Origin of the sequence: Acinetobacter schindleri (assembly GCF_010918895.1) — a bacterium.
Lineage (GTDB): Bacteria > Pseudomonadota > Gammaproteobacteria > Pseudomonadales > Moraxellaceae > Acinetobacter > Acinetobacter schindleri.
The window spans coordinates 707,610-723,667 of sequence record NZ_CP044483.1 but is presented as its reverse complement, the minus strand read 5'-3'; the positions used below and the strand labels follow the sequence as shown (position 1 = coordinate 723,667).

Sequence of the window (16,058 nt, the reverse complement as noted above, 5' to 3'; positions counted from 1 at the left end):
TTTTTGGAAAGTTGTAAAGCCGTCTGTCATGCATTATTCACATTAGAATTGGAGCTTTTTTTATTCAATTGAGAAATGCACAACTACAACAAATCCGCACATTAGATTGCAAAAAAGCCCTGATTCTTAACCAGGGCTTTTTAAGAGGGTGCTTACTGACCAGCACCTCGACTAGATCCTTCTGAGTCGGTTGCTATACCAACATCCATACCTCCCGCTGTATCTTCTGCGGTAGCTTCAGTCGTACCAGTAACACCACTTAAGTTCGCAGGCTGATTCAGATCCTGACTACGCCCTTCCTCTGACTGAGCTGGGGTCGTATTGTTCATGGTTGCTGGTTGAGCTTGCGGATTTGGATGACCCGGAGGTGCTTCTTCTGGTGAAGGCTTAATATCGGCAAACATATAAAGTAGCAATGCCAGCAGGAAGACACCCACTAAAATTAAAATATAGACAGGGATTCTTTTCTTCTGCCGTGTATCTTCATCATAGCCTGAAGGTGGTGTTTTGTTGAAATCATTAGCCATAACCATCCTCACTGTTTTTTATTCATGTGTGGATTTCATCATAACAAGTTGATTTTTTAACTTGTGTGACAAAAATAAGTGAGATGGTGACGGCGTGTAAGTCTGTAACAGCGTAGAAGTTTCTACACTATTGGTTATTTAAATAATCCTTTGCCTGGCTCATGCCGAACTTCAACCAATGTTTCATGTTCATCTTTCAGCTGTACCCCTGAAAGCTGCAATACACAGGATTTTTGCATGAGTGCGATTAAGCGTTGGATCGCCAGCGGATAGGACAGACCTGCCGGACGAACATTGGAGATACAGTTTCTGAGTGCATCATGGCAGCCTTTAAAAGCATTATAAGTATAATAAATTCCCATACTATCCGGAGAACTCAACCCTGGGCGTTCACCAATGAGCATCACCAGCATTTTGGCTTTTAAAATTTCTGCAACCTCATCTCCCAGTGCGACACGGCTACCACGGGCAATAATTACAGGAGCTAACCTCCAGCCTTGTACTTTGCAAGCTTCTACCAAAGCAGGAATAAAGTGTGGTGTATTTTCTTCAATAGCACGTGCAGATAGTCCATCTCCCGCGACAATCACCACATCCCAAGTGTCATGATGTTCATTCCAGTATTGCTGTAACATCATTTTAGATTCATCAGACAGGATACGGCCCAAATCGGGGCGTTTTAAATAGAAATCCTTTTCCACTGCCTGGCTTTCAATGTCTAAAATCGTTAGACCAGTCCTGCTTAGACTTGCTTTAAGTTGGTCAGCAGCAAGTGATTTAAGCACAGCATCTTTGGCTTGGGCATGTGCCAGCTGAAACTCCAGACTTGGTCGGGTTGGTAAACTGCCACCTGCCCGGCCTAAGGCTATACGCGCATCGGTATAGGCTTTGAGCTGTTGCCAGGGATTGTCTTGCAACTGTGACTGAAATTGCACATCAGGAACCAGTTTCATCATCACTCCTTAAGACAGCATCAAACGGGAAAACTGTTTGGGTAATTCAGTCGGCCACTGCAACTGATGGGCTTGCTGAGAAAGAATACCCTGCTGTTGCAGCCAGTGGTCAAATTCAGGCGCCGGTTTTAAGCCTAATAACTGACGAATATATAAAGCATCATGGAAAGAGGTAGTTTGATAGTTCAGCATCACATCATCTGAACCCGGAATCCCCATGATAAAATTCAGTCCGGCATTGGCGAGTAGAGTCAGCAAGATATCCATGTCATCCTGATCTGCATCGGCATGGTTGGTATAGCAAATATCACAACCCATCGGCACGCCGAGCAGCTTGCCACAGAAATGATCCTCCAGTCCTGCCCGGATAATCTGCTTACCGTTATACAGATATTCCGGGCCGATAAAGCCGACCACGGTATTGACCAATAAAGGGTTAAATTTACGTGCCACGGCGTAGGCACGTGCTTCCAGAGTTTGCTGATCGACCCCATGATGACCATTACTGGACAAAGCACTGCCCTGTCCAGTTTCAAAATACATCACGTTCTGACCCACTGTGCCACGTTTCAGGCTTAAAGTCGCTTCATAACCTTCCTGTAAAAGTTCCAGATTAATGCCGAAGCCGGTATTAGCTTTTTCAGTTCCCGCGATGGACTGGAACATCAGGTCAATCGGGATATTTTTATTCGCCAACTGAATCCCTGAAGTGATATGGGTCAGCACACAGGACTGGGTCGGAATCTGATATTCATGAATAATATGATCCAATAATTTTAATAACTCGGAGAGGTTTTGCAGGTTGTCAGTCGCAGGATTAATCCCGATCACCGCATCACCACTGCCATACATCAGCCCATCCAGGATCGATGCTGAAATTCCCATCAGATCATCGGTGGGATGATTCGGCTGCAAGCGGGTGGAAAGATGTCCTTCCAGCCCGATGGTGTTTCTAAATCGGGTCACCACCCGGCATTTTTTTGCCACCAGAATCAGATCCTGGTTGCGCATGATTTTACTGACCGCTGCCACCATTTCTGGGATCAGCCCCATTTTTAAGACCGTAATTTTTTCAGTGGTGGCATCTGTACTCAACAGCCAGTTACGAAAATCCCCCAGAGTAAAATGCGAGATCGGATAGAAGGCAGCGGCATCATGTTCATCCAGAATCAGTCGGGTCACTTCATCCTGTTCATAAGGTATTAAAGCTTCATTCAAAAACTGCTGTAATGGTACTTCTGCCAGACACATTTGTGCAGCAACCCGCTCAGTTGCATCATGGGCAGCAATCCCTGCCAGCTGATCGCCAGACCGTTCAGGGCTAGCCTTGGCCATCAGCGTTTTTAAGTCTTCAAAAATATAGTGCTGACTGGCCACATTGATCTGATACAGCATAAGCATGTTCTCCCTTCAAGATGATTATTTCAATTCCTTTTCTGCTGCCTCAATACGGGCAAATTCTTCTTCCGGTGTGCCTGCCACCAGATGATGACGGCTATACAACAGGAAGTAGAGAATCAGTACGACATAAATCGCAGCTGCCATTAACCAGACTTTTGGATCGACCAAGAAGCCAGCGACCACTGCAATGGCTGCAAGCACTAAAGCAATCGATGCCGTGACAATACCGCCCGGCGCTTGATAAGGACGTGCCAGATTTGGTCGAGATACTTTGAGTTTGATGTAGGACATCATCATCAATACATAGGAAATCGTCGCGCCAAAAACTGCCATAAGGATCAGCAGATCACCTTCACCTGAAAGTGACAGCAGAAAGCCAATAATCCCTGGAATGATGATCGCCAGATACGGCGCATGATTGCCGTTGGTTAAGGACAGTTTTTTCGGTAAGTAACCGGCACGTGACAGTGCAAAAATCTGACGGGAATAGGCATAAATAATCGAGAAGAAACTGGCAATTAGACCTGCCAGCCCGACAAAGTTCACGAAACTCGCCATCCAGGTATTAGACCCATAGACTGCAACCAAGGCATCGACTAGTGGCGCACCAGAATCTTTAAGGGCATCTGCACCGGCTGCACCTGGACCCAGAAGTAAAATACTGAGAGCGAAGAATGCCAGAATCAGCATGGAACCAATCAGACCTCGTGGTAAGGATTTTGCGGGATCTTTGGCTTCTTCTGCCGCTAATGGTACGCCTTCAACAGCGAGGAAGAACCAGATTGCATAAGGCACGGCCGCCCAGATACCGAGATAACCCAATGGCAGGAAAGTGCTGGCACCAGCAGCTTCGGTATTGACTGCGATATTGAACAGATTTGCACTATTAAAATGCGGCAGCATGCCGAAGATGAACACCATCAGCGCGACAGCAGCAATTGCAGTAATAATAAACATAATCTTCAGCGCTTCACCCGCGCCTTTAAGATGCAAGCCCATAAAGACCAGATAGCTGACCAGATAAATAATCCAGCCACCAATACCAAATAAGGCTTCGCAATACGCCCCGATAAAGCAGGCAATCGCCGCCGGTGCAATCGCATATTCAATCAGGATCGCGCTACCTGTCAGATAGCCACCGAATGGACCAAAAGCAGTCCGGGCAAAACTGTAACCCCCACCAGCAGTCGGCAGCATGGTCGACATTTCCGACATGGCCAGACACATGCATAAATACATCAATGCCACCACAACAGTGGCAATAAACATCCCGCCCCAACCCGCCTGAGCCAAACCAAAATTCCAGCCGGCAAAGTCACCGGAAATTACATAGGCCACCCCTAAACCCACAAGCAGCAGCCAGCCTACAGCACCTTTTTTCAGCTGTCGCAGGGCAAAATAATCTTCTTGTACTGTTGTTTCGGTGACGCCGGTATCGATGACACTTTTTGACTCTGACATAGCAACCTCTTTGTTTTTATCTTTGTTCCCTGAGGATATGCATAAGCCGTACCAGTTCATCCATTGTCCAGGGAAAGCAAACTGAATCGCTGCCCTATCGGTACGAAATGCGCTATAATCATCCACCTCCTATTTATACACTCGATTTTTATGGCGTATCGTCAACAAAGTGTATCGCTTGATCTTGACACTGACGTCACACATCAATGTGCGTTACACCACACCCGCGATCAGCATCTGATTGGAATTATTGAATTCAGCAAGCCAAGCTTTTTGCTGCGCTGGCAGGATCTAGAATATTTCCGTCGTCGTACCGAAGAAATGTCGGTGATGCCATTCCCGGACTGCGTGAATGCAATGATCATTGATGTGCGTAATGTCGCAGCTTGGCTCGACAATGACGTGCCGATCATTCCATGGCGCTTACTGGAAGAAGAATGTCCGGTACGTCTGGTGGTGCCTGCGGAACGTATCGAACATTATGCCGGTTTCTTTGAACCGACGTGGCTGACCTCTGATGTAGAGACAGCGATCCAGGAAATCCGGGACTTTATGGATATGTTTGTCCATTAAGAGATATAAAGTAAAAAACCTCCGACATGGAGGTTTTTTTGTGTTTAAAGAAAATAAAAGTCCCCCTTTACCAAAGAGGGATTTAAGGGGATTCTGATTTCAAGAAATATTTTTTAACTTAATCCCTTCCCTTGCACAGCGATGCTGCTCAACCCAAAGGACGAGGGAGAATAATGCTTACCAATAATTCTCGACTGCAATATTTCCTTCACCACGACGGTTCATGGTCAAGCCACGTGCTTTTAATGCTTCTTTGGTATCTTCAACCATATCCGGGTTACCGCAGAGCATGACATGGCTGGTTTCAGGATTAAGCTGCATAGCTGCGGCTTTTTCCAGTTCACCATTTGCAATCAGAACCGGTAAACGGTCATGCAATGCTGCTTCAGGATCACGGGTAATAATTGGAATAAATTTAAAACCGCTATGTCCTTCACCAAAGCTTTCTGCAATTTCCTGAATACGCTCTACATAAGCCAGTTCAGCTTGCGTACGCACGCTATAGACCAGATTAATTTGCTTATAGTTATTCCAGGTTTCAAAGTCTTGCAGCATGGATAAAAATGGCGCCAAACCTGTACCTGTTCCCAGTAACCATAAATCTTGTGGTAATGGCAGCTGGTAACGTGCCAGGGTCAGATAGCCATAAGGAATCTTTTCCAGGTAAAGTTCATCACCTACTTTAAGATGTTGTAAATTTGAAGTAAATTTACCTTCAGGCACCACAATTGAGAAAAATTCCAGGGTTTCATCGAAAGGTGAAGACACCACTGAATATGCCCGGACAACGAGTTCATCCCCTATCTTCAAGCCAATACGCGCAAACTGCCCTGCAGTAAACTTGAAATGTGCAGGTCTGGTCATGGTGAAACTAAACAGCGTATCGGTCCAACGGTGTACAGATAAAACCTTTTCTAAGCTAAATTTTTCAATAGACATGATTCAAACGTGGCATCAAAGACTATGCTCATGGTAGCATGACAGCATAATTTATTAATATTTTTTAAATGTTAAGGCTCTATTCATGCGCATGACTCTACGCCAGTTGGCTGTTTTTGTAGCAGTTGCTCAAGAAGGCACCGTCACCAAAGCCAGTGATGCAGTCAAACTCACCCAAAGTGCGGCGAGTATGGCTTTAGCAGATTTAGAAGATGGTCTTGGCGCACCTTTATTCGACCGTCTAGGCAAGCGTTTACAGCTGAATGACTTAGGTCGTTTTCTTCTCCCGCAAGCACTTGAAATTCTTGGTCGCTGTGAAGCTTTTGAACAAGCTGCTAAAGGTGAACTGCAAAGCATTGACCTGCGTCTCGGTGCGACCCTGACCATTTCCGACTATCTGATGCCAGACCTAATGGCGGATTTTTTAAAAATCCAGCCACAGGCACACTTACAACTTCAGGTGGGTAATACTCGCCAGATGATTGAAGCTGTGAACCAGTTCCAGCTGGATTTAGCTTTAATTGAAGGTTCTTGTCACTTACCACAGCTGCAATGTATCCATTGGCGTGATGATGAACTCGCAGTGTGCTGTGCTCCGGATCATCCACTTGCTCAGTTAAACCGTCCACTGACTGCTGAAGACTTTAAATCTGTAGAATGGATTCTTCGTGAAGAAGGTTCAGGTACGCGCGAAGTCTTTGACAATGCTATTCTGCAAGATGTTCCAGATGCTAATATCCGTCTGACACTCGGTCATAACGAGGCAATTCTGAAGATAGTTGCAGGTGGCATAGGTATGTCCTGTATTTCTAAACTGGCAATTGAACCTTTACGTGAAAAAGGTCAGTTGGTGATTCTTGATACACCCTTCTGGTCTCTAACCCGTCCATTATTTATGCTGGTACACCGTCAGAAGTATCAAGGTCCAGGTTTAAAAGCTTTTATGAAATTCTGTGAAGCCTAAATTTCTGTTCAAATTAAAAAAGCGCCTTAAGGCGCTTTTTTAAGAATGGGACAAATATCTTATTAAAAACTGAAGACTGACCTAAATTTCTCCAAATATCATGAATCCAAGCGCTGATACAAAAGCCAGCCAGAGTGTAGGACTAAAGAAAATACTGTTACGTACTGGAACAGCCACCATGGCAGGTGCTAGAGATGGCAGTACGACTACTTCAGAAACAAGTTCCTGTTGGGGTTTAATATCTAGACGCACCATATTTTCCAGTTGAATCTTATTTTGTTCTTCAATGATTCTGAATTTAAGCCGCTCCCCAACTTGAGGCATTATCTCAGGTGAAGGTAATTGCTGTAACTGGAAACCTAACTCCTGTGCCGTGTTTGCCAGTTCAATGCTTCCAGTCCCGCTTAGGGAGTCATAGGTTTTAACTCTTCCATCTGTAAACATGATATATGTCCCTGAATCATCATAGATGGGTATTTTAAGTGGAAGGCTATAAGATATATTGTGAGCTTTAGTAGGTATTTTATTATTTTAGCAACATCGCACAGCATTTAAGTTAAAAAAACCGTTATAAAATTACATTAAATAAAAAATCAAATAAAAAGAGGCTCTAAAGCCCCTTTTCAGTTTAAATGGAAAGTAAAAATTTAACGTTTTAAGCTAGACAATAATTCAGTGGTAATTGAAGTATTTACCGCGACAGCCTTGGCTTTTTTCGCTTTCTTGGACTTATCAGCTACGCGTTCAATTTTAATAGCTTTGTACTTATCACCATTTTGAACCACGTTAAACTTTACCCGATCATTACGCTTTGGCTCACCTGAGTCTGCAGGAAAATCCGAGATATGGAAAAATACATCACCTTCTGGAGATGAAATAAAACCAAAGCCCTTCTCTGCATTGTATTGTTTGACTTTGCCTTGATATTGTTCAGAACTCATTTACGTACCCTAATCTGACCATTATATTGTTCAGTATATAAAAAAGAGGCTATAAAAGCCCCTTTCCTGTTCATCTTCAAAAATCAGTCTTTTTGAACCGAACCAAAAATCTTGTCGCCCGCATCGCCCAGACCTGGAACGATGTAACCATTTTCGTTCAAGCCATCGTCAACCGCAGCCGTAAAGATCACCACGTCTGGATGTGCTGCTTCAACACGTTTAATACCTTCTGGTGCAGCAACCAATACCATCACACGAATGTCTTTACAGCCGCTTGCTTTCAGCACATCAATTGCAGCCACCAGAGAAGAACCCGTCGCCAGCATTGGATCAATGATCATCGCAATACGATTTTGTACATCTGGTACCAGTTTTTTATAGTAAGTACGTGCTTCTAAAGTTTCTTCATCACGCTCAAGACCCAGTACAGATACTTTGGCGCTTGGAATCAGGTTCAGAAAACCATCCAGCATACCAATGCCGGCGCGTAGAATTGGCACAACGGTAATTTTCTTACCAGCGATACGGTCTACAGTGACTGAGCCGTTCCAACCGTCAATTTCATGCTCAACAACAGGAAGATCCTTGGTCGCTTCATAAGTCAAGAGCATGGTCACTTCTTGAGCCAGCTCACGGAAGTTCTTGGTACTGATGTCTGCACGACGAAGTAAACCGAGTTTATGTCGGATTAAAGGATGACGGATTTCATGGATAGCCACGGGAGAACACCTAAAAGGTTAAAGATAAATTGCTGCTTATTATAAAGCGATTTTCGTTTTTATATAAATAAAAAAGCCCCCTATCGAGGAGGCTTTTTTTGTAATAACGTTCTAATCTTTCGATTAATTAGTTATAACCGCTTTGCACCAGAGTGAAAATGAACTGTTGAAGCTCAGGTGAGATTGCAAAGAAAGCAAGCTTAGAGAATGCAATCATTGGATCTGGGTAAACACCCAGGATCAGTACCAGTGCAGCCACTGCCAGCACCATGATACCACCCACTTTTTGCCCCCAGTGATTTACAGCGTCAAGACGAGGCGTTTCTGGTGGAGTCATGTACATTACCACCATTACACGTAGGTAATAATACAGACCAATACCTGAACCCAGGATGACCATTGCAGCAAGGAACCAAGACTCGCCAGCTACCGCAGTTTTCACCACCAGGAACTTACCAATAAAGCCCGCTGTTAATGGAATACCAGCAAGAGACAGCATCATCACCGTTAATACAGCAGTCAATACTGGACGGCGCCAGAACAGACCACGGTACTCAGCCAGACTACCAGCTTCATCCGTGTTGTTATACGGACTAGACATCAGGGTTACCACACCGAATGCACCGATTGTCGTCAACACATAAGTGATGATATACACATTCACGCTTTCAAATGTCGCGAAGCCCTGGATTTGCAGGAAGTCAGAGTTACGTGCAGAAACGATGGCAACCAGTACATAACCGAAGTGAGCAATTGAAGAGTATGCAAGGATACGTTTCAGATTCACCTGTTTTACTGCCAGCAAGTTACCAGCAAGAATCGAAAGCACTGCAAGGATCGTAATGATGGTGACGAAGCTGTCTGCCAGGATTAAACCTGAAGACAATACATAACGCACAAACAGACCCAACATTGCTACTTTTGCAACAGTCGCAAGGAAAGTTGCAACTGGTGATGGAGCGCCTGCATATACGTCTGGTGTCCACTTGTGGAATGGTGCAAGCGATAGTTTGAATGCCACAGCAAAGACAATTAGCGCAAGACCGATTACCACAGCTGGCTGGCTAAATGCAGAGAACATTTTGCCTGGTTCAGCAGTGAAGTTCAGTGTACCTGTGTATGCATAGATGTAAGCCATACCCATCAGCAGCATTGCAGATGCAGTTGCTGACAATACCAGGTATTTCACACCCGCTTCAAGCGACTGAGAACGTTGATGTGTATACGCCAACAGGCCGTAAACCGGAATCGACATTAACTCAAGGCTGATGAAGAATGAAGCATAGTGCGTGCTTGCCACCATCAACATTGCACCTGCAACCGAACACAACATCAAGATGTAGAGTTCTTCGCGGTTGTCTTTATAAGTTTCAATGTATGCATGTGACAGTGTGCTACACGCAAGTGCAGCAATCAGGATCACAAACTGGTACAGCATCGTAAACGGATCTACGATGAACAGGTTCATCACGTTGGCAGGTGCAAATTTACCCGCCAACAGGACGAAGATCATATATAACGCAGCCAGGTTTAAACCAATAACTGTCGTCGTCGCAACCAGGTTGTGGTTACGCTTAACTGCTGTCACCAGCATTGCAACGATCGCAGTCAACGCCACGATCATCACAGGTGCTAGGGGCATAAGCTCAGAAAAAGACATTGTGAAGTTCATGGCTTATTGGATCTCCACATTTTCAGCTGAAACGGCAGCTTGCTGCACAGCATCAGCTGCTTCAGACACAGGAATGTAGCTATTTGCTAACCACGCCATGCTTGAGTTTGAAATATCAAGGAAGCTTTGTGGGTATAGACCAAGCCATAACAGACCAAACGCACAGATCAACAGGATTACCACTTCACGCGCATTTAAATCTTTCAGCGGATTCGTGTAATGCTGCTTTTGCTCTTCGTTTGGCGTACCAAACAGTGACTTGTGAATCATGATCAGACCGTACAGACCAGCAAACACCAAGCTGATTGCAGCAAGGATTGTATAAGTCGGATATTGACCAAATGCACCCATCAGGATCAGGAATTCACCGATGAAGTTACCTAGACCAGGAATACCCACCAACGCTGCTACGAAGAACATCAGGAAGAATGCCAGGTATGGGAACTGACCGCGCATCCCCCCCATCAGACGCATGTCACGTGTGTGAACACGTTCGTACACCTGACCACACATAATGAACAATGCTGCAGATGACAGGCCGTGAGCCAGCATCATGATCATCAGACCTTGGAAAGTCAGTACGTTACCTGCATAAAGTGCAAGTAGAACGAAGCCCATGTGTGAAATAGATGTGTACGCTAACAGACGTTTCATGTCGGTTTGCTGGAATGCACACCATGCACCGTAGAAAATACCAATCAGACCCAGAATGATCGCGATGTCTGCAAACTGAGCCGAAGCTGCCGGGAAGAACGGCATAACGAAACGCAGTAAACCATACGCAGCAGTTTTAATCAGGATACCTGCAAGGTCAACAGAACCCGCTGTTGGTGCCTGAGCATGTGCATCTGGTAACCAGCCGTGCAGTGGGAAAACTGGAAGTTTGACTGCAAAACCGATGAACATACAGATCATGAAGGCATAAGCCAATGCTGGAACTTGCGTATCCAGTGTATTCGCAACGCCCAACAGGAAGTTGTAATCGAAACGGATTTCGCCAGTCATTGAGTAACCAGCAACCACCAGACCCAGGATACCAATCAGCATCACCAGACCAGCAACCTGTGTGTAGATGAAGAACTTGGTTGCAGCATATACACGTGACTTGCCTTCTGCCCCTTTATGCCCCCAAAGCGCAATCAGGAAGTAGATCGGTACCAGCATCATCTCCCAGAAGAAGAAGAACAGGAACAGGTCAATTGCCAGGAACACACCAATTACGCCACCTAAAGACCATAAAAGGTTTAAGTGGAAGAAACCAACGTTTTTCTGAATCTCACCCCATGAACAGCCGACTGCCAATACACCAAGCAATGCAGTCAAGCCAACCATCAGTAAAGATAAACCATCCACCGCTAGGTGAATGTTAATGCCCAGGGTTTGAATCCAAGGCAATTTGAACTCAGCAGCCCACGAAGGTGTAGCGCCGCCTAATTCATAAACATAAGTACCGTTCTGCCAGAGAACCACGGTTAACACCAGGGTTACCAGCATCCCGATTAACGCGATATAACGCGGTAGAGACTGGTCGAGCTTGTCGACCAACCAGCATACAAAACCTGCAATGAACGGAATGAGGATCAGAGCCGGCAAAATCATGTTGTTTGGAGCTTCCATTTTATTTCCCCACTACCTGAATCACGAGCAAGATCATCAGTAGGACAACGACACCGAGCCCCATACTAGATGCATATTCACGCAGTGAACCAGTTTGACGTGAGCTGGTAAAGCTGTGACCACCTTTTACAAGTGCAGGCAGTACTAACCACAAGCCATCAATTGGATCACGACCGAACAATTTCGCGAAGAATAAATAAGGCTTCACAAAGATCAGGTCATACAGTGCATCAAAACCAAGTGCATTGCGGCAAATGTTCGCAAGACCAGCACCCAGTGAAGTTTTAGCAAATGATTTCACTGCATTATAAGCAAAGGCAAATAATACTACGCCTAGCGCAAGACCTGCCAGTGCAATACCTACCGCAGTATATTCTGCAGTATGCATGCCATGCTCAAGTGCTTCAGGAATATTAAACGCAGGAACTTTAGCTGAATTCAGGATGCTTTCTACAGGTGCTTTTAATGCTGCACCAACGAAAGTAGAAAGAACCGCAAGAATCGCCAATGGACCCCAGTAAGTCACACCTTTGATTTCGTGATAAGGGGTATTTTCTTTACCGAAGAATACAACCCAGATCAGACGGAAGGTATAGATTGAAGTCAGGAATGCACCTGCAACACCTACCCAGTACAGTGAGTTATATACCGCAACTGATTGACCTTGTACCCATACCGCACCCAGGATGGCATCTTTCGAGAAGAAGCCCACAGTGATGAATGGAATTGCAGCCAATGCACCGCCACCAATCGCGAAACAAGCAAACAGGAATTTGTTCTTGTAGAACAGACCGCCCATCTTGAAGATATTTTGTTCGTGGTGGTAAGCCAGAATCACTGCACCAGAAGACAAGAATAATAATGCCTTGAAGAATGCGTGAGTCAGCATATGGAACAGACCTGCCTGATACGCTTCAGCACCAACAGCCATAAACATATAGCCCAACTGACTCATGGTTGAGTAAGCAAGGATACGTTTGATGTCTGTTTGAACCAGCGCAGCAAAACCAGCTACAAGTAATGTCACCGCACCAGTAATCGAAATGAACATCATCACTTCAGGCGCAAGTTCAAATACTGTGAACAGACGGCAGCACAGGTAAACACCCGCTGTAACCATCGTTGCAGCGTGGATCAGGGCAGATACTGGCGTAGGACCAGCCATCGCATCTGCCAACCATGTTTGTAACGGGATCTGTGCAGATTTACCTGCAGCACCCAGGAATAACATTAATGCAGTCCAGATGGTCAGTGATGAGCTTTGAGTCATCACAGTCGCAGCATTTTCGACGATGTACTGAGTATTCAGCGTACCAAATTGCTGGAAGATCAGGAACATTGCGATCAGCAGGAATACGTCACCGACACGAGTCACAGTAAATGCTTTGATTGCAGCTAAACCGTTTTTCGGGTTCTCGTAGTAGTAACCGATCAACAGGTAAGAACACAGACCTACGCCTTCCCAGCCCAGGAACAATAACGCCAGGTTATCGCCCAGAACCAACAGCAACATGCTCGCAACGAACAGGTTGAAGTAAGAGAAGAAACGTGCGAAGTCTTCTTCACCGCGCATGTACCATGATGCAAAGATATGGATCAAGAAACCAACGCCAGTCACCATACCAAGCATTAACAGAGATAGACCGTCTAAATGCAGACTGATGCCAGGAGCAAAACTGCCTACATTGAACCAGGTCCAAAGATGCTGAACTTGAGCAACGGAACCGTTAGCCGTAAAGTCCATACCCGCGATCAGTGCAAATAATGCAGACAGACCTACGGCACCCACACCAATAATGGCTGCAACAGATTCAGGAAGCTTGTTACGCCCTGCCGCTAAAAGGACAAAACCAATGAGCGGAAATAAAATTGTTAGATATAAATAACTCATCCGCGCATCTCACTAGCAGCATCCACATCCAGATGATGGAAGCGATGATAGAACTGAAGGACGATCGCAAGACCAATACACGCCTCTGCCGCAGCCAGCGTCAGAATAAAGATGAACATGATCTGACCATCTGGCTGTGCCCAGGCACTGCCCGCCAGGACAAACGCTAAAGCAGCAGCGTTCATCATGATTTCAAGGCTCATTAGAATGAATAGCAGGTTGCGTCGCACCATTACACCGTAAAAACCCAGTGCAAAAAGAATGGATGCAACGATCAAACCATGCTCTAAAGGGATGTTGCCCATTATTTATTGTCCTCTTCTGCACCTGGTTCACGTTTGCCAAGATGATAAGCAGCAACAAGTGCGCCTAACAGTAACATCGCAGCAACTTCTACCAATAGTAAGTACTGTGTAAAGAGCGTTTGACCAACTGCTTTAGGGCCAACAATTTCCGCACCCATCACCAGAGATGGCTGAGCGTAATCTGAGTTCAGCACCCAAACCAAGATCAGACCGATCAGGAAGCTCATGAGTGCCGGGTAAGCCCAGGCACTTGAAGTTAACCACTTACGCTCCTGCTCAATGGTTTGTTCACCCAGGTTCAGCATCATGACCACGAATACGAACAAGACCATGATCGCACCAGCATAAACGATGATCTCAAGAGCACCGGCAAACGGCGCTCCCACGATCATGAACATGCCTGCAACTGCAAGAAGTGAAACAATCAGACTTAACAAAGCATGTACCGGGTTCGCGTTAGTCACTACACGAACCGTAGAGACGATGGCCACAAGCGCCATCAGATAAAACGGCCACATCATGGTAATAGACTCCGTACATCAACAGGCGCACTTTCACGCTGTGCCTGACCTTTCTCTTTACCAGTTACAGCCATACCTGTTACGCGATAGAAGTTATAGTCAGGATATTTACCAGGACCAGAAATCAGTAAGTGTTCTTTTTCATAGACTAAGTCTTGACGAACATATTCACCGAGTTCGAAATCAGGTGTCATTTGAATTGCAGTGGTTGGACATGCTTCTTCACACATACCGCAGAAAATGCAGCGTGAGAAGTTGATGCGGAAGAATTCCGGATACCAGCGACCATCTTCTTTTTCTGCTTTTTGCAGAGAGATACAGCCTACCGGACAGGCAACCGCACACAGGTTACATGCAACACAACGCTCTTCGCCATCTGGGTCACGCGTCAATACAATACGGCCACGGAAACGTGGTGGCACGATTTCCTCGGCTGGTACTTCTGGGTACAAGATGGTGTCACGTTTGCGCGTTGCATGGCTGAACACCATGAACAACGAACGAACGATTGACCCGAATCCAGCTAGAAATTTAAACATTTTGTTCTCCCTGCTGTCTTAGGCCTGATTCATCAGAATCACAGCACCAGTCACCAAAAGGTTAACCAACGCCAATGGCAAGCAAATTTTCCAACCAAAGTTCATCACCTGGTCATAACGTGGACGCATTAATGAACCACGTGCCAGTACGAACATCATTACAAAGAATGCTGTTTTGATAATGAACCAGAATGCTGGTGGAATGAATGAAATTTCCAGGTTGAAAGGCGCTAACCAGCCACCGAAGAATAAGGTTACGATCAATGCAGAGATCAGTACCACGTTGACATATTCCGCAACGAAGAACATCCCCCATTTCATACCGCCATATTCCACATGGTAACCTTCAGCCAATTCCTGTTCTGCTTCTGGTTGGTCAAATGGATGACGGTGAGTAACCGCCACACCTGCAACCACGAAGATCAGGAAGCCAAGGAACTGAGGAATCACAAACCAGACATCGCGTTGTGCTTCTACAATTTCACGCATGTTGAATGAGCCAGCAATTGCCACTACACCCATCAACGAGATGCCCAGGAACACTTCATAAGAAATAGTCTGAGCTGCAGAACGTAAACCACCTAAAAGCGCGTATTTGTTATTCGATGACCAGCCACCGAACAGTACTGCATAAACTGCAATACCTGCCATTGCCATGAAGAACAACAGGCCGATGCTCATATCTGCAACACCTAGGTAAGGTGAAACAGGAATAACCATAAACGACAGCACAGCAGTTGCCATCGCCACTGCTGGCGCCATACGGAAAGTCAGCTTGTCAGCAAATTTTGGTGTCCAGTCTTCCTTGAACATGATTTTCAGCATGTCGGCAACGATCTGGAACATACCACCCGGACCTACACGGTTAGGACCGTAACGGTCCTGCCACAAGCCCAGTAAACGACGTTCAATGAATGACATCAACGCTGCGATCAGTACAACAACCAGCAAGATCACGATCGCTTGAATGACTGAATAGGCAATTGGCCAGTTTTCAGCCCACAGCGGCGTCTGACGGATCAATTCTTGTTCCAT

At 45.6% G+C, this 16,058-nt stretch carries 17 protein-coding genes; 2 read left to right on the top strand and 15 right to left on the bottom strand.

Going from position 1 to position 16,058, the window contains the following annotated elements:
- Positions 1-152: 152 nt before the first annotated feature.
- The 4 genes from FSC11_RS03520 to eat all read right to left on the bottom strand — a co-directional run bounded on the left by FSC11_RS03520 (position 153) and on the right by eat (position 4,342).
- Complete coding sequence (locus tag FSC11_RS03520; protein WP_004814718.1) at positions 153-527, bottom strand: hypothetical protein; 375 nt, start codon at positions 525-527, stop codon at positions 153-155.
- A gap of 134 nt (positions 528-661) precedes the next feature.
- Complete coding sequence (gene eutC / locus FSC11_RS03515) at positions 662-1,480, bottom strand: ethanolamine ammonia-lyase subunit EutC (RefSeq protein WP_163165199.1); 819 nt, start codon at positions 1,478-1,480, stop codon at positions 662-664.
- A gap of 9 nt (positions 1,481-1,489) precedes the next feature.
- Positions 1,490-2,875, bottom strand: a complete 1,386-nt coding sequence (locus FSC11_RS03510; protein ID WP_163165197.1) for an ethanolamine ammonia-lyase subunit EutB — start codon at positions 2,873-2,875, stop codon at positions 1,490-1,492.
- A gap of 24 nt (positions 2,876-2,899) precedes the next feature.
- Positions 2,900-4,342 (bottom strand): ethanolamine permease, encoded by a 1,443-nt coding sequence (gene eat, locus FSC11_RS03505; RefSeq protein ID WP_163165195.1) that lies wholly within the window; start codon positions 4,340-4,342, stop codon positions 2,900-2,902.
- A gap of 150 nt (positions 4,343-4,492) precedes the next feature.
- On the opposite strand from eat, the gene FSC11_RS03500 reads away from it, so the two are divergent.
- Positions 4,493-4,915, top strand: coding sequence for a hypothetical protein (locus FSC11_RS03500; protein ID WP_004814711.1), 423 nt, complete (start codon positions 4,493-4,495; stop codon positions 4,913-4,915).
- 177 nt (positions 4,916-5,092) lie between these two features.
- Here the strand turns inward: FSC11_RS03500 and FSC11_RS03495 are convergent, their stop codons facing one another.
- On the bottom strand, positions 5,093-5,854 hold the full coding sequence (locus FSC11_RS03495) for a ferredoxin--NADP reductase (protein WP_004814709.1): 762 nt from the start codon (positions 5,852-5,854) through the stop codon (positions 5,093-5,095).
- 85 nt (positions 5,855-5,939) lie between these two features.
- Here FSC11_RS03495 and gigC point away from each other — a divergent pair, with 85 nt between their 5' ends.
- Positions 5,940-6,818, top strand: coding sequence for a LysR family transcriptional regulator GigC (gene gigC, locus FSC11_RS03490; RefSeq protein ID WP_004814707.1), 879 nt, complete (start codon positions 5,940-5,942; stop codon positions 6,816-6,818).
- Positions 6,819-6,899: 81 nt separating this feature from the next.
- Here the strand turns inward: gigC and FSC11_RS03485 are convergent, their stop codons facing one another.
- The 10 genes from FSC11_RS03485 to nuoH form a co-directional block, all read right to left on the bottom strand.
- Complete coding sequence (locus FSC11_RS03485) at positions 6,900-7,262, bottom strand: hypothetical protein (protein WP_004814705.1); 363 nt, start codon at positions 7,260-7,262, stop codon at positions 6,900-6,902.
- A gap of 203 nt (positions 7,263-7,465) precedes the next feature.
- Positions 7,466-7,759 (bottom strand): cold shock domain-containing protein, encoded by a 294-nt coding sequence (locus FSC11_RS03480; protein WP_071321027.1) that lies wholly within the window; start codon positions 7,757-7,759, stop codon positions 7,466-7,468.
- Positions 7,760-7,842: 83 nt separating this feature from the next.
- Positions 7,843-8,478 (bottom strand): uracil phosphoribosyltransferase, encoded by a 636-nt coding sequence (gene upp / locus FSC11_RS03475; RefSeq protein WP_004814701.1) that lies wholly within the window; start codon positions 8,476-8,478, stop codon positions 7,843-7,845.
- 127 nt (positions 8,479-8,605) lie between these two features.
- Positions 8,606-10,150, bottom strand: a complete 1,545-nt coding sequence (gene nuoN, locus FSC11_RS03470) for an NADH-quinone oxidoreductase subunit NuoN (protein ID WP_048882353.1) — start codon at positions 10,148-10,150, stop codon at positions 8,606-8,608.
- Between the two features lie 3 nt (positions 10,151-10,153).
- Complete coding sequence (nuoM, locus tag FSC11_RS03465; protein WP_004814697.1) at positions 10,154-11,767, bottom strand: NADH-quinone oxidoreductase subunit M; 1,614 nt, start codon at positions 11,765-11,767, stop codon at positions 10,154-10,156.
- Position 11,768: 1 nt separating this feature from the next.
- Positions 11,769-13,658: an NADH-quinone oxidoreductase subunit L gene (gene nuoL, locus FSC11_RS03460; RefSeq protein ID WP_163165193.1), complete on the bottom strand. Its 1,890-nt coding sequence runs from the start codon at positions 13,656-13,658 to the stop codon at positions 11,769-11,771.
- Positions 13,655-13,963 (bottom strand): NADH-quinone oxidoreductase subunit NuoK, encoded by a 309-nt coding sequence (gene nuoK, locus FSC11_RS03455; protein ID WP_004814693.1) that lies wholly within the window; start codon positions 13,961-13,963, stop codon positions 13,655-13,657. Before nuoK ends, nuoL begins: the two co-directional genes overlap by 4 nt.
- Positions 13,963-14,481: an NADH-quinone oxidoreductase subunit J gene (gene nuoJ, locus FSC11_RS03450; protein WP_171058617.1), complete on the bottom strand. Its 519-nt coding sequence runs from the start codon at positions 14,479-14,481 to the stop codon at positions 13,963-13,965. The genes nuoK and nuoJ overlap by 1 nt, the downstream gene beginning before the upstream one ends.
- Entirely contained in the window at positions 14,481-15,023 is a 543-nt protein-coding gene (gene nuoI, locus FSC11_RS03445) for an NADH-quinone oxidoreductase subunit NuoI (RefSeq protein WP_004814689.1), read from the bottom strand. Before nuoI ends, nuoJ begins: the two co-directional genes overlap by 1 nt.
- 18 nt (positions 15,024-15,041) lie before the next feature.
- On the bottom strand, positions 15,042-16,058 hold the full coding sequence (gene nuoH / locus FSC11_RS03440) for an NADH-quinone oxidoreductase subunit NuoH (RefSeq protein ID WP_004814686.1): 1,017 nt from the start codon (positions 16,056-16,058) through the stop codon (positions 15,042-15,044).